The sequence below is a fragment of the Gemmatimonadota bacterium genome (assembly GCA_041390125.1).
In the GTDB taxonomy this organism is placed as follows: Bacteria; Gemmatimonadota; Gemmatimonadetes; order Longimicrobiales; family Gaopeijiaceae; genus JAGQIF01.
Genome location: JAWKQN010000030.1, coordinates 22,489 through 34,955, shown reverse-complemented (window position 1 = coordinate 34,955; position 12,467 = coordinate 22,489). Strand labels below are relative to the sequence as shown.

The window sequence follows — 12,467 nt, the reverse complement described above, 5'->3', positions numbered from 1 at the left end:
CCCACGACACGGACGCGACCGACGACGTCCGCGTCTACGAGGTGACCGTGCACAACCTGACGGCCAACCAGGCCTTCACTCCGCCCGTGGCCGCCACCCATCGCTGGGCCACCACCGTCTTCGCGCTGGGGCAGCCGGCGAGCGGAGGTGTGCAGCAGATCGCGGAGAACGGCAACATCGATCCCCTGGTGATGGCGCTCTCCGCCGACCCGCACGTGGGGGACGTGCAGGTCGGGCTCGGTCCGGTGCCTCCGGTGTTGCCGGGAACGGCCCGCACGTTCGAGATCTCCGCACCCGGGGCGGAGCCGGTGCTGTCGTTCGTCTCGATGCTCATCTGCACCAACGACGGGTTCACCGGCGTGAACAAGGTGGTCTTGCCACGCGCGGTCGGAGAGATGCGCTCGTGGTCGACGCGCGCCTATGATGCGGGGACGGAGGTGAACACGGAGTCGTTCGCGGACCTGGTGCCTCCGTGCCCCAGCCTGTCCGGCGTACCGAGCACGGTGCCGGGGACGGGCATGAGCAATCCGGCGCTGGCCGAGAACGGCCGGGTCCACCGGCACTACGGCATCGAGGGAGGCGGAGACCTCACGCCGTCCATCCACGACTGGCGCAACCCGGTCGCGCGTCTCGAGATCACGCGCGTGCGCTGACCCCCACGTCCATTCCGGATGGGGTCGAGGCCCCGCTCCCCCGCCGGGGCGCGGGGCCTCGCTCTGTGCGCCCGCCGCGTCGGAGAACGCCGGCGCTCCCGCTCCCTGCGCGTCCAACCGGAGGCGGGACCTCCTCCGGGAGGATCGGGTCAGGCGAAGACGGCCGGCCAGCCCCCGGTGTGCCAGAAGACGACACGGTCGGGAGCGGCCACGGTGCCGGACCGCAGGGCTGCGAGGAGGCCGGCCGCGGCCTTGGCCGTGTAGGTGTCGTCCAGGATCAGGCCCGCCCGACGCGCGAACACGGAGGCCGCCTCGGTCGAGGCCGCGGTGGGGAGCCCATATCCCTCCCCCACCTGATCGTCGACCACCACGAGCCGCTCGGCGTCGAGTCGGGCCTCGACCCCCAGCAGCGTGGCCGCTTCGGTGGCGAGACGATCCGCGACCGCCCGCAGCTCTCCCGCGGGCGTATCGGCCGAGACTGCCACCAGGGTCACGTCGTCCCGCCCGCAAAGGGCGCGTCCCAGGTGCAGCCCGGCCAGGGTGCCTCCGGACGAGGCCGACACGAAGACCCAGGTGCGCGGGCCTCCGGGCTCGAGCTCGTCGTCCAGCTCCATGAAGGCGCGCACATACCCCAGCGCCCCGTGCGCCGTCGACGCGCCGAGCGGCACCACCCGAGCCCGTCCCCCCGCCGCGGCCACCTCGTCCGCGATGCGCTCCATGGTGGGCGCCCGCTCGTCGCGGCCGGAGACCGTCTCGATGCGCGCCCCGAACCGCCGCTGCAGCAGGGCATTCCCGCGGAAGGGCTCCGGCGCCGCGCCGTTGGTGACGATCACGCACTCCAGCCCCAGCCACGCGGCCGCTGCGGCCGTCACGCGGGCGTGGTTCGACTGCGGGCCTCCCGTCGTGACGATACAGGTGACGCCTTCGAGCCGATCCGGTGCGAGCTCGTATTCCAGCTTGCGGACCTTGTTGCCTCCGAGGCCGAACCCGGTCTGGTCGTCGTGCTTGACGAGCAGGCGCGGAGCGGCCGCGCCGACCGAGGCGTCCAGCCAGCGCTCCAGCGCCGGCACGGGACGTAACGGAGTGGGCACGATCGCGAGCCGAAGCCGGGACGCGGTGGCGAGGCGGGCGCGGAAGTCCATGGTCCTCTTCGGGTTGGGCTGGATGGTCCCCGGGCGGAGCGGGATGGTAGCAGGCACCGATCCGGCGGACCACCAGAGGCTCCACGGGGTTCCAGGGAGTCCGATGGACGTCGTGCGCATTCCGCTCACCGGGCCGCATCCGCGGCCGACCGGCCTCCGCCGTCTCGCGACCTGTCTGGTCCCTCTCCTCTGGGCACTGCTGCCCGGCGGTGCGAGCGCACAGCTGGCCACCCTCCAGGGTCGCGTCGTCGACGCGGAGGGCGCCGCCGTCTTCGCCGCCGCGGTGCAGCTCTTCCGCCCGGGAGAGGAGGCAGCGTTCCGCACCACCGAGACCGACCGGGTCGGCTACTACCGCCTCGAGGACCTGCCGGCCGGGCGCTACGATCTGCGCGCGGGACGATTGGGCTTCACGCTCACGACCCGACCGCTGGAGATCCGCGCGGGGGCGGTGCAGACGGTGGACCTCGAGCTGCAACAGGCGGCGCTGGAGCTCGAGGGCATCTCGGTGGACGTGGAGCGCAGCCGTGAACGCGCCCGCTTCGAGGATCGCGTGGGCCTGACCTCCCAGGAGCTGTCGGGAGCCGACCTGGAGGCCATCCCCGGGGTCGCGGAGAGCGACCCGCTGCGCGCGGTGGAGGTGCTGCCCGGCGTGGTCTCCACGTCGGACTTCTCCAGCGCGTTCAACGTGCGCGGTGGCTCCGCCGACCAGAACCTGATCCTCCTCGACGGCCTCCCCATCTTCAACCCGTTCCACCTCGGGGGGCTCTTCTCGGTGTTCAACGCCGACATGGTGGCGCGGGCCGAGCTGTTCGCCGGGGGCTTCCCCGCCGAGTACGGGGGGCGGGTGTCGTCGGTCCTGGCCATCGAGAGCGACGCCGGAGACGGCGACTGGGACGTGGACGCCGGCATCTCCCTCCTGGCCAGTCGCGTCGCGGTGGGCGGCGGTCTGCCCGACACGTGGGACGAGCGTCTCGGCCTGAGCAGCTCGCGCTGGCGGGTCTCAGGACGGCGCTCCTACTTCGACCTGCTCCTCAAGCCGGTCACCGCCTTCCCGTACCATCTCACGGACCTGCAAGGGATCTTCGAAGGATGGACGCCGGGGGGAGGCCGCCTCACGGTGACGGGCTACACCGGGCGCGACGTGATCGACTTCACGCAGCTCGACGACGAGGACTTCCCGCTCAAGGTGGACTGGGGGTGGGGCAACGACGTGTTCGGCGCACGCTGGTCGCAGCCGCGCCCCGACGGCAGCTCCTTCGACGTGCGCGCCGGCCTGTCCCGGTTCAGTACCGACCTCGTCTTCCCGGACTTCGGAGACACCGAGTTCCGCAGCGCCGTCAACCTGCTCACGCTGAGCGGTGAGGCCCAGTCGCGGCCCTGGCACCACTGGACGCTGAAGGGTGGCGTGAAGACCGAACGGCTCACGTATGACAACCGGGCCGCGTCGGGAGGAACCGAGTTCGCCGCGGGTCGTGGCAACGGGTGGCTGCTCGGTGGATTCGTGCAGGGGACCTGGCGCACGGCCGAGCGGTGGGTGGTGGAGCTGGGCACACGGGTGGACGGCTGGCTGGCGGATCCCGGCCGGGCGACGATGCAGCTCGGGCCGCGTGTCGCCGTCAAGCGCTTCTTCCTCGGACGCGATTGGGCCGCCAAGGCCTCCGTGGGTCGCTACACGCAGTTCCTGCACTCCATCCGCGACGAGGAGCTGCCGCTCGGTCTGGACGTGTGGGTGCTCAGCGGAGAACGCGCGCCCGTCGTCACCTCGGAGCAGGTGCAGTTCGGTGTGGAAGGGTATCCGATGGAGGACTGGTTCGTGTCCGTGGAGGCCTACGGGCGCGACTTCGATGGGGTGATCACCACCAACCTCGCCGAGGATCCCAACGACGACCTGGACGACTTCCTCCCGGGGACGGGGCGGTCCTACGGGGTGGACCTGTTCGTCCGGAAGTCCGGGGAAGGCATCACGGGCTGGCTGGCGCTGTCCTGGCTGCGGGCCACGCGCACCTTTCCCGACTTCAACAGCGGCCTCGATCCCGCTCCGCTGCTGGAGTATGCACCCATCTTCGACCGGCGCCTGGACGCCGACCTGGTCCTCACGCTGCCGCTTCCGCGCGGCATCGAGGGCGGTCTGCGCTGGAACCTGGGTACGGGACTACCCTACACCCGCCCGCTCGGTGGCTTCGCCTACTACTCGCCGCAGCTCACCCTGGACGGTCGCCTCCAGTGGCCGCCCGATGGTGGCCTCGGCGACTACGGCGTGATCCTGGGCCCGCGCAACGGCGATCGCTATCCGGCCTACCATCGACTGGACGTGAGCTTCCGCAAGACGTTCGTGAAGCCGTGGGGTCGCGTCACGCCCCACCTGGACATCCTGAACGTCTACAATCGCAAGAACGTGCTCTTCTACTTCTACGAGTACGACTCCGCGACCCCCACGCGCAGTGGCGTGTCCATGTTCCCGGTGCTCCCCACGTTCGGCGTGGAGATCAACTTCCGATGAGGCGCCGTGGGCTGACGGCCGTTCTGGCCTTCGCATCGGCGAGCGTGGGCTGTACCCTCACCGATACGGTCGTCGCCGAGCCGGAGGACGTGCTGATCGCCGAGGTCTTCGTGCGGGTCGGAGATCCGGCGCCCGAGGTCCTCGCGCTGCTGCACAGCACGCGCTACACGGCCCCCATCCCGACCGCCTCCATCCGGCTGCAGGTCGAGAACGGAAGCGCGTTCACGCTGGGTCCGGTGGACACGGATCGGTGTCGCGAGCTCCCCGAAGGCGCGTCCGCGCCCGGCGCGGCCTTGTGCTACGCCTCCACGCTCCCGGAGGCGGCGCGGGTGCAGCCGGGCGATCCGCTCACTGTGACCATCGAGACGGCCGACGGCCGGCGGCTGGACGGGCGCACCACCGTGCCGGGCGCGTTCGACTTCATCCGGCCCACGCCGTCCGGAACGCGCTGCGCGCTGCCCAGCGACACGCTGGTGGAGGTGGCCTGGACGCGCTCCGACGGCGTGTGGGCCTATGTCGCGGAGACCTCCATCGCGGGCCTCTCCAACTACCAGGGGGAGGACTTCGCCGAACCCCTGGAGCTGCTCGGTCTGGCGGTCTCCGCCGACGATACCACCATCGTCTTCCCGTCCGAGTTCGGTGTGTTCGACCGCTTCGACCTCGACCGCGACGTGGCGCTCCAGCTCCAGAAGGGTCTGCCGCCCTATACGGGAGCCGTGGTCTTCATCGCTGCGGCGGATCGCAACTACGTGAACTGGGTGCGGGGCGGGAACTTCAACCCGTCCGGCCCGGTCCGCGTGCCGAGCCTGCAGGGGGACGGCTTCGGGGTGTTCGCCTCCTACGTGCAGCGCTTCCTCTTCATGGACCAGGACTTCCCGACGCCCAACCGACCGGCCTGCGTGCTCGACTAGTCGGCGCTACCTTCTCCCGCCATGCCCATCAAAGCCGCAGTCATGACGGGGCCGGGCCAGCCCCTCGAGATCCGCTCGCTTCCCGATCCCGACCTCGAGCCGGGCAGCATCCTGCTCGAGACGATCGCCAGCGAGGTGTGCGGCACCGACGTGCACCTGCTGCACGGACGTCTCGCCGGTGTGCCGTACCCGATCGTCCCCGGTCACGTGAGCGTGGGCCGCGTGCTGGAACGCCGCGGGGTGGATCGGGATGCGCTGGGCCAGCCGCTCGGGGACGGCGACGTGGTCACGTTCCTCGACGTCCACGAGACGTGTCATCGCTGTTTCTACTGCCGCGTGGCCCATCAATCCAATCGGTGTGCGTCCCGCAAGGTGTACGGCATCACCTACACCGTGGACGAGGGTCCGCTGGGGGGCTGGGCGGAGCGCATCCACCTGAAGCCCGGCGTGCTGGCCGTCAAGCTGCCGGAGGCGCTCTCGGCGGACGATGTCATCGGCGGGGGCTGCGGGCTCTTCACCGGCTTCGCGGCCGTGGAGCGGAGCGGGCTCGCCATGGGCGACACGGTGGTCGTGCAGGGCATCGGTCCTGTGGGTCTGTCGGCGGTGGCGTTCGCGCACCTGCGCGGAGCGGGACGCATCCTGGCGATCGGCGATCCCGAGGATCGTCGATCGTTGGCGCTCGGCTTCGGCGCCGACACCGTCCTGTCCGTGTCGGGGACGGACCCGGAGGCGCGTCTGGCCGCAGTGCGGGACGCGACCTCCGGCCGAGGCGCCGACGTGGTCATCGAAGCCAGCGGGGCCCGGGCGGCCGTGCCCGAGGGTCTGGCGCTGCTGCGGGACGGCGGCTGCTACACGATCGCCGGCCACTACACCGATGCGGGTGCCGTCGAGATCAACGCCCACACGGACATCAACCGGAAGCACGCGCGCATCGTGGGTCAGTGGGGCACGGACTTCAGCCACATCGCGCGCTCCCTGCCGTTGGTCGCGCGGCACCGGATCCCGTTCGCACGGATCGTGGGGGGACGCTATCCGATCGAGCGGGCGGGAGAGGCCCTGGCCGATGTCGAGGCCTTGCGGGTGACGAAGGCGCTGATCGTGCCGTGACGGTCGCGGCGGTCAGGCGGTGGTGACGGTCCCCGACCGTGAGCCCGCGCGCCGCGCCCACGGAAGCGCGGAGCGCCACCGGGGCGCGATCAACGCCGGAGTCTTCAGGCGACCGTCACGAACACGTGCTGCGCGAGATCGGCGCAGACGGTGTGGACCGCCTCGTCCACCTCGATGTCCAGGCAGCCATCCCCGTCGCGCGAGCGGACCGTGAAGCGGGCTCCGGGGAGCAGGCCCACGCTCTGCAGCCGACGCAGCTGGGCCCCGTCGTCGTCGTGCACTTCGCGGACGGTCCCCTCCGTCCCCGCCCCGACGTCGGCCAGCGTATCGCGAGCCACCGGCTCGATCTCGCCGGTGCGACTCGGAATCGGCGCGCCGTGGGGATCGTACAGCGGATTCTCCAGCGCCTGCGCCATGCGCTCGATCAGCTCGTCCGAGGCTGCGTGCTCCAGCCGCTCCGCTTCGTCGTGGACGTGGTCCCACGAGTAGTTGAGCACCCGCGTGAGATACGTCTCGATGATGCGGTGGCGGCGCACGACCTTCAGCGCGGCCCGGGTTCCGAGGTCCGTCAGGCGCACGCCCCGGTACGGCTCGTGTTCGACCCACCCACCCTCGGCCAGGCGCTTGACCATGCCCGTGACCGACGCCGGCTGCACGTCCAACGCCTCCGCCAACGCGTTGGTGAGGGCGGGCCCTCCACGCTGGTTGAGGGCGTAGATCGCCTTGAGGTAGTCCTCGACGGACCGGGACAGCGGTCTGTTGGGCATTCGGAAGTATCGTCCGGGTTGTCCGCCTGGGGAAGCGGGGAAACATCCGCTTCCGGCGAGGGGTGACCTCCCTACACGGCGTTGGCCGTCCTCCGCGTGGGACACCGGAATCGGCGCAACGGCGCCAGATTCCCGATCCGGACCGGGCACGGGCCTTGCCCCCTGTCCCCCCGTCGAGCCGTTCCTGAGTTGCCCCGGCGGAGGACTCGCCCGGGAAGGGCTCGACAGACAGGACGGACGGGCGGCCCTTCCGGGTGGGTGGCGACGGGAGGTCGGGATGGCGCGCAGGGCGCGCCGCCGGTGTGGGTGGTCCATGAGGCCCCTCTCTGCGACGTTGCAGGGAGGGGCTTTCCGCTTCGATCCCACCGCACCCGCTCGGCGCGCCCGCTGGACGACGGCGCCGGGCGCGGTCCGACCGCCCGCAGGAGGGGAGGACCACCATGAGCAAGTACGTCTCGATCAATCCGGCCACGGGGCAGCAGACCGGCACGTGGGACTGCCTGCCCACCGCCGACCTGCGCTCGGTGCTCCGCACGGCGGAGTCGGCCTTCGCCACCTGGCGGGGTACGGGCTTCGACGAGCGGGCCCGGCTCCTACGCCGCGTGGCCGCGCTCCTCAGGGAGCAGAAGACCGAGCACGGCCGGCTGATGGCGGAGGAGATGGGCAAGCCCATCCGGGCGGGGGAGTCCGAGGCCGAGAAGTGCGCGTGGGCCTGCGACTACTACGCCGAGCACGCCGAGCGCTTCCTCGCCGACGAGTCGGCCGATACGGACGCGTCGAGGAGCTATGTCGCCTACCGGCCCCTGGGTCCGGTGCTGGCGGTGATGCCGTGGAATTTCCCCTACTGGCAGGTGATCCGGTTCGCCGCGCCCGCGCTGATGGCCGGCAACACCGTCCTGCTCAAGCATGCCGCCAACGTGCCCGGCTGCGGGCAGCGCCTCGAGCGTCTGTTCACCGAGGCGGGGTTCCCCGAGGGCTGCTTCCGGAACCTGTTCGTGACCAACCGGCAGGTGGGCACGCTCATCCGGTCCGGAACCGTGCGCGCCGTGACGCTGACCGGGAGCACCCGCGCGGGGAAGGCCGTCGCCCGACAGGCCGGAGCGGCCTTGAAGAAGACGGTGCTCGAGCTGGGCGGAAGCGATCCCTACGTGGTGCTCGAGGATGCGGACCTCGACGCGGCGGCGCGGACGTGCGTCCACAGCCGCCTCATCAACTCCGGCCAGAGCTGCATCGCGGCCAAGCGATTCGTGGTGGTCGACGCGGTGCGCGACGCCTTCACCGAGGCGGTGGTGGAGCACATGCGCGCCGCCCGCATGGGAGACCCGCTGGACGGGGACACCGACGTGGGGCCGCAGGCCCGCGAGGACCTGCGCGACGACCTGCACGACCAGGTGCGACGGTCCGTGGAGAAGGGCGCTCGCTGCCTCCTGGGTGGGGAGGTGCCGGAGGGACCGGGGTGGTTCTATCCCCCCACCGTCCTGGCGGACGTGAAGCGGGGGATGCCGGCCTTCCGGGAGGAGCTGTTCGGGCCGGTCGCCTCGATCCTGCCGGCCCGGGACCGGAAGCACGCGATCCGGATCGCGAATGCCACCTCGTTCGGCCTGGGGGCGGCGGTGTTCACCGGGGACGTGGAGGAGGGGGAGCGGATCGCGCGGGACGAGCTGGAGGCCGGCTCGTGCTTCGTGAACGCGTTCGTGCGCTCGGATCCCCGTCTCCCGTTCGGCGGCATCAAGGACAGCGGGTATGGTCGCGAGCTGGGGCGCCAGGGCATCCTCGAGTTCGTGAACGCGAAGACCGTCTGGGTGGCCTGAGCACGGCGGAGCCCGCTCCGCCGGGAGGAGCGCCGCCGCCCACGGCGTCGTCCTGCGTTCCCGTGCCCGGGGCCGGACGTGCGACGGGGGGCCCGGTCGAGACCGGCCCCCCCGTCGATGGCGTCCTCGTGGACGGGAACCTCACGCGCTGAGGTAGCCGCCCTCCGCAAGCAATTCCTTGAGCCGCGGACCACGCTCGGCCAGCGCGGTGCGCGTGACCTGGCGGGCGAAGGCGATGCGCTCCTTCACGGCGATCTTGTCGAGGATGGCGATCGGCGCTCCGTAGCGGAGCAGGATCCTCTTCGCGTCGATGGCGACCTGATCTTCCAACTCGATCCCCCCTGGGAAGGTGAAACTAGGCGGGTTTGAACCACGCCCAATTTACCCGCACGGTTTCGGGGCCGCCAGAGTAATGAAACATCCGTGTATCAACTCCCCAGGTTTTCCACATCTGTTTATTTTGGTGTCAAAGCATTCCAGGGAAACGAGTTATGGGTCTTCGGCAGTCGGGGTCCCCGGGGAGATCTCGAGCGTCCGGGGCGCCTCCAGGGGGAGCTGGAGCCGGAAGCGGGTCCCGCCGGGTTCCGGCTCCCGGGTGGGCTCGGCCGGCTGCCCGTCCAGCACCACCACCGCGTCCGGAGGCACCGGCAGCCAGGCCTCCAGGACCACCGAGAGCGGGGTGACGCCCCAGGTCTGCTCGGTCTCGAAGCGATGGGGCCCCGGCCCGCGATACCGGAAGGCCATCTCGCCGTTGCCCACCCTGAGGCCTTCCAGCCGGTAGCCCGACCAGCCGGTCGGGCAGCGGGGTGCCAGCCCGACGCGCGCATAGGGGGCATCGGGGCGGAGCCCCAGCAGAGCGTGCAGCACGTGGAGCAGGGCGCGGGCCTGGGCCACGTGGGCGGGCACGGACCCGTCGTCGGGCGAGGGGGGCGGAGGGAGCCGTCCGAAGGGATCGGGTTCGGGCTGCGTGGAGTCCCCCAACTCGCGGTCGTCTCCACCCGTCCACAGGCGCAACGCCGTTGCGCTACCCGGGTCCAGCTGTCCCGCGTCCGCCCACGCCCGCACGTCCTCCGGCGCGCCCAGCGCCAACAGCGCCCGGGCCAGCTCGGCCCGCTGCTCCGGCGTGGCCGCCTGGGCACCTTCGGGTCCGTAGGCGGCCACGGCCACGGGCGCCCCGGCGGCGTCGGCGGTCACCCATCCGTCGACGCCGGCGAGCGCTCGCTCCAGGGCCTGCCCCCAGGGGCGCGCGGGATCGATCTCCGCGATCGCCAACCGGGTCCGGCGGGCCAGGGCGGTGGCGCGTTCCCGCCGGATGCGCTCGGGGACCTGCTCCGGGTCTCCGAGTCCCAGGGGCCACGGGCCCGTGCTCCACCCCGCGCCCCGCCATCCGGCACCGGCGGGCGACAGGCCCAGGTGCACCGTCCCGGTGGCCTCCGCCGGGAGGGAGGGCACCGCCACCCTGCCGGTGGTCCCGAGCGAGGGGATCGGCTGCCCGGGACCCGACTCGATGCGGAGCAGGAGCGCCGGAGCGCGCACCGGGACGAAGACCGTCACGGTCGGGCCGTCCGGTCGACTTCGGCCCCGAAGCCATCCCGGGCCGGCCGCGTCGACGTGGACCGGCGAACCCTCCAGGGTGAGCCTGCTCAGATGGGGCCGGCCGTCGAGGCCGAGCGTCCACCCCGTGTCGGCGCTCCAGTACGTCCATGCGCGCCGACCGGTGCTGAGGCGGGACGCCCCGCTCACGTCGATGGAGCGTCCGGAGCCCGCACCCGCAGGGAGCGCAGCCGGTTGAGGGCCGCCGCCAGCTCGAAGCGGCGGAACTCGGCCAGATCGCCCACCATCCTCGAATCGAGCGCGTCGAGGCCCCGGCGGTCGATCTCCTCCAGGACCAGCCCCAGGATCTGCGGGACGGTGTGCTGGCCGTCCACGAAGCGCTCGCTGGCCAGCAGGAGCGCCAGCGCCACGGCCCGCGTCTGCGACACCGAGGCGAGCTGCTCGACGGCGCTCAGGTCGATGTCGTCCGCGCCGAACCGGAAGTGCGAGCGTCCATGCAGGCGGACGTTGGCGCTGCGCCGTCCGTGCCGCGCGCTCACCGAGCCCGGCTCCGGGACGCGGGGTGGCCGCCGACCCATGGGACCGCTGACCTCGCTGACGCGTCCGGTGGGGAAGATGGACGCGATCTGGCGGGCTTTGGCCGTCACCAGTCGCGGCGTGTACTCCTCCATGGCGATCACGGTGTCGGCCACGTCCAGGTAGTCCCCGCTCCCGCCGACCACGATCACCGAGCTGACGCCGTGCTCGTCGTAGAGCTGTCGCACGCGGTCGATGAACGGCGTGATGGGCTCGAGCTCCTTGGGCACGAGCGCCTGCATCCGGTGATCGCGGATCATGAAGTTGGTCGCGGCGGTGTCCTCGTCCACGAGGAGGGTGTGGGCGCCCGCCTCCACCGCCTCCAGGATGCCGGCCGCCTGGCTGGTGGAGCCGGACGCATTGGGCGTGGAGAAGAACCGCGTATCGCGGCCCAGCGGCAGGTCCGCGATGAACGGCGAGATGTCCACACCGGACACGGAGCGACCGTCCTCCGCCCGCACCTTCACCGTCGAGGCGCTGGAGACCACGAACTCGCGCCCGTCTCCCGGGCGGTGGTTGTACACACCCCATTGGAGCGCCTGCAGCAGCGTGCTCTTGCCATGGAATCCGCCGCCCACCACGAGCGTGACGCCCTCCGGGACCCCCATGCCCGTGATCCGTCCGCGGTTGGGAAGCTCGGCCGTGACGCGGAGCTCCGGCGGGGAATCGAACGGCACGACGGGACCGGACCGGAGGGGAAGCGCGCTCACGCCCGAGGCGCGCGGGAGGATCGCGCCGTCCCCCACGAACGCGACCAGCCCCAGCTCCGAGAGCCACTCGCGCAGGTACTCGGCGTCCTCGTTCGTCTCCGCGTGGGTCCGCAGCTCGGCCGGGTCGTACTGGTCCCAGCGCAGGGCACGCCAGATGGTCGCGGGCACGTCCTCGCACAGGAGCTCGGCGGCGGCCTTCCCGCGGATGCGCCGGCCATACGCCGGGAGCCCCACCGTGAAGCGGGCCTGGATGCTGCCGTCCGGCCCGAGCTGCACCGCGGTCTGCCGCAGCACCTCCTGTCCCGGCGCGTTCAAGCGGATGAGGCCGCTCTTGCCGGTGCCGCGTGCCTTGGACTCCAGGTCCGCCACTCGCGCGAAGCGGCGCGCCAGCCACGCGGCGATCCCGTCGGCGCGGGCGCGGCCGTGCCGCATCGGCTCGGGGATGCGGGCCATGTCGGGGGGCACGAACGCGCGGACCCGCGTCGGCTCGGCGAACGGATCGGCCTGGACGTGATCGATGCGGATCCCGAACGATCCGAACGACCACTCCCCCTCGATCGACTTGTATGCCTTGTAGCTCCGGCCGTCGAGCGCGCCCACCGCTCGCCGGAGCTCCTCGTGCGTGCGCATGGGGGGAAGATCGACAAGGGAGGAAGCCCCCACAACCGAGCGCGGCTTGGTTGCCCCGGCCAGGGCGTTCCGCCACACTTGAGCGACGTTTCCAGCCCTCGCCTCG

10 protein-coding genes are annotated in these 12,467 nt (G+C 71.8%); 5 read left to right on the top strand and 5 right to left on the bottom strand.

Annotation, left to right across the window (positions count from 1 at the left end; translation table 11 throughout):
• The coding region (locus R3E98_21235) for a spondin domain-containing protein (protein ID MEZ4425933.1) at positions 1 to 653 on the top strand (653 nt) is incomplete at its 5' end.
• A 149-nt stretch (positions 654 to 802) separates the two neighbouring features.
• On the opposite strand, the gene R3E98_21230 is transcribed toward R3E98_21235, so the two are convergent.
• Positions 803 to 1,795, bottom strand: coding sequence for a pyridoxal-phosphate dependent enzyme (locus tag R3E98_21230; protein MEZ4425932.1), 993 nt, complete (start codon positions 1,793 to 1,795; stop codon positions 803 to 805).
• A 103-nt stretch (positions 1,796 to 1,898) separates the two neighbouring features.
• Here R3E98_21230 and R3E98_21225 point away from each other — a divergent pair, with 103 nt between their 5' ends.
• The 3 genes from R3E98_21225 to R3E98_21215 are packed head-to-tail and all read left to right on the top strand — an operon-like array spanning position 1,899 to position 6,313.
• A complete protein-coding gene (locus R3E98_21225; GenBank protein MEZ4425931.1) occupies positions 1,899 to 4,295 on the top strand; it encodes a TonB-dependent receptor in 2,397 nt (798 codons plus the stop codon).
• Positions 4,292 to 5,206 (top strand): hypothetical protein, encoded by a 915-nt coding sequence (locus R3E98_21220; GenBank protein MEZ4425930.1) that lies wholly within the window; start codon positions 4,292 to 4,294, stop codon positions 5,204 to 5,206. The genes R3E98_21225 and R3E98_21220 overlap by 4 nt, the downstream gene beginning before the upstream one ends.
• A gap of 21 nt (positions 5,207 to 5,227) precedes the next feature.
• Positions 5,228 to 6,313 carry a zinc-binding dehydrogenase gene (locus tag R3E98_21215; protein MEZ4425929.1) on the top strand — a complete coding sequence of 362 codons (1,086 nt, stop codon included), beginning with the start codon at positions 5,228 to 5,230 and terminating at the stop codon, positions 6,311 to 6,313.
• 104 nt (positions 6,314 to 6,417) lie between these two features.
• Here R3E98_21215 and R3E98_21210 read toward each other — a convergent pair whose 3' ends face one another.
• Positions 6,418 to 7,080, bottom strand: a complete 663-nt coding sequence (locus R3E98_21210) for a metal-dependent transcriptional regulator (protein ID MEZ4425928.1) — start codon at positions 7,078 to 7,080, stop codon at positions 6,418 to 6,420.
• Between the two features lie 440 nt (positions 7,081 to 7,520).
• Here R3E98_21210 and R3E98_21205 point away from each other — a divergent pair, with 440 nt between their 5' ends.
• Positions 7,521 to 8,891 (top strand): NAD-dependent succinate-semialdehyde dehydrogenase, encoded by a 1,371-nt coding sequence (locus R3E98_21205; protein ID MEZ4425927.1) that lies wholly within the window; start codon positions 7,521 to 7,523, stop codon positions 8,889 to 8,891.
• A 141-nt stretch (positions 8,892 to 9,032) separates the two neighbouring features.
• Here the strand turns inward: R3E98_21205 and R3E98_21200 are convergent, their stop codons facing one another.
• The 3 genes from R3E98_21200 to R3E98_21190 all read right to left on the bottom strand — a co-directional run bounded on the left by R3E98_21200 (position 9,033) and on the right by R3E98_21190 (position 12,361).
• On the bottom strand, positions 9,033 to 9,221 hold the full coding sequence (locus R3E98_21200; GenBank protein ID MEZ4425926.1) for a hypothetical protein: 189 nt from the start codon (positions 9,219 to 9,221) through the stop codon (positions 9,033 to 9,035).
• Between the two features lie 159 nt (positions 9,222 to 9,380).
• Positions 9,381 to 10,634 carry a hypothetical protein gene (locus R3E98_21195; protein MEZ4425925.1) on the bottom strand — a complete coding sequence of 418 codons (1,254 nt, stop codon included), beginning with the start codon at positions 10,632 to 10,634 and terminating at the stop codon, positions 9,381 to 9,383.
• On the bottom strand, positions 10,631 to 12,361 hold the full coding sequence (locus tag R3E98_21190; GenBank protein MEZ4425924.1) for an ABC-ATPase domain-containing protein: 1,731 nt from the start codon (positions 12,359 to 12,361) through the stop codon (positions 10,631 to 10,633). The genes R3E98_21195 and R3E98_21190 overlap by 4 nt, the downstream gene beginning before the upstream one ends.
• Positions 12,362 to 12,467 lie beyond the last annotated feature (106 nt).